The organism is Vibrio sp. 10N.247.310.17 (genome assembly GCF_041466605.1).
Classification (GTDB): Bacteria; Pseudomonadota; Gammaproteobacteria; order Enterobacterales; family Vibrionaceae; genus Vibrio; species Vibrio tasmaniensis_A.
Map to the genome: position 1 here is coordinate 1 of NZ_JBFSTC010000222.1, position 1,321 is coordinate 1,321.

Below are 1,321 nucleotides of genomic sequence, written 5' to 3' on the forward strand. Positions count from 1 at the left end.
AATACGCGAAACGGGGTTGTTCTATCTTTAAATTTAATTACGCAACAAAGCCCGTTTAACGCTAACTCTTCATGGAATCCATTAATGTCAGGGTGTTTTATCAACATTATTATCTTGATAAAACATTGTTATTTAACCCAATTCACTGCTATAGCTAAATGTATCTTATTTGATTCAACGGAATGCTATCAATGAGTGATTTATGGATCCTTTAACGCAGGGCGTGTTAGGCGCTTCTTTGTCACAATCGGCAAGCAAAAAACAACATTTGGTTGTTGCTGGGGTATTAGGGCTGCTTTCTGGATTGGCACCAGATCTAGATGCACTGATTAAGTCTCAAAGTGACCCTTTGTTGGCGTTGGAATTTCATCGACAATTTACCCATTCACTCTTCTTTATCCCCATTGGCAGTTTGATATGTGCCTTGGTTCTGCATCACCTGATTGCAAAAAGGCGTGGGCTTTCTTTCAAACAAAGCTGGCTGTTTTGCGCTCTGGGCTATGGCACTCATGCACTGTTAGACGCTTGTACCACTTATGGCACGCAGTTACTTTGGCCTTTGACTAATGCGCGTTTTGCTTGGAATACCATATCAATCATCGATCCTGTTTATACGCTGCCCATCCTAGTTTTGCTTGTGTTTGCAACGTTGAAACGAGCACCTTGGCTAGCACGTGTTGCGTTTGCTTGGGCTCTAATTTATCCAACATTAGGGATGATACAAAGAGATAGGGCAGAGGCGATTGGGTGGCAATTAGCGGAACAAAGACAACACACGCCGATTCGATTAGAGGCAAAACCGAGCTTTGCTAATATCTTGGTTTGGAAAGTGGTATACGAAACAGAGGCTCATTACCATGTAGACGCAGTGCGGGTTGGCACATCGGTAAATATATACCCCGGAGAGTCGATCTCTAAGCTGAACGTTAGCAGTGATTTGCCTTGGCCTGAGCCAGACTCTCAACAAGCCAAAGATATTGAACGCTTCCGCTGGTTCTCTAATGGTTATATTGCTCAGGACCCAACGGACGAGTTGCGTATTATCGACGTCCGATACTCAATTGTACCGAATCAAATGAAAGCACTTTGGAGTATCAAGTTATCAAAATATGTTGATGCCAATTCGCATATAAAATACGAAACTCATCGAGACAACACCCCAGAGTCGAGACAGATCTTCTTCGATATGCTCATTGGCGATAAATGATCTAGTTCTAAACAGTAAAAAGGCTGAGTCAGATAATCTGCTCAGCCTTTTTTATTCGTTTGTCCCGTCCTGAAATGTGTTTACACATTGAGGACGAATTATGACTACTTCAAA

The 1,321-nt window shown here is 42.3% G+C and carries 1 protein-coding gene; it reads left to right on the forward strand.

The genetic code is table 11. The annotated features are described in order from the left end of the window. Nucleotides 1–202: 202 nt before the first annotated feature. Complete coding sequence (locus tag AB6D80_RS24985) at nucleotides 203–1,207, forward strand: metal-dependent hydrolase (RefSeq protein ID WP_372189921.1); 1,005 nt, start codon at nucleotides 203–205, stop codon at nucleotides 1,205–1,207. Nucleotides 1,208–1,321 lie beyond the last annotated feature (114 nt).

Coding starts and splice junctions, on each gene's coding strand:
- AB6D80_RS24985 (WP_372189921.1), top strand. CDS start 203: ATGGATCCTTTAACGCAGGGCGTGTTAGGCGCTTCTTTGTCACAATCG.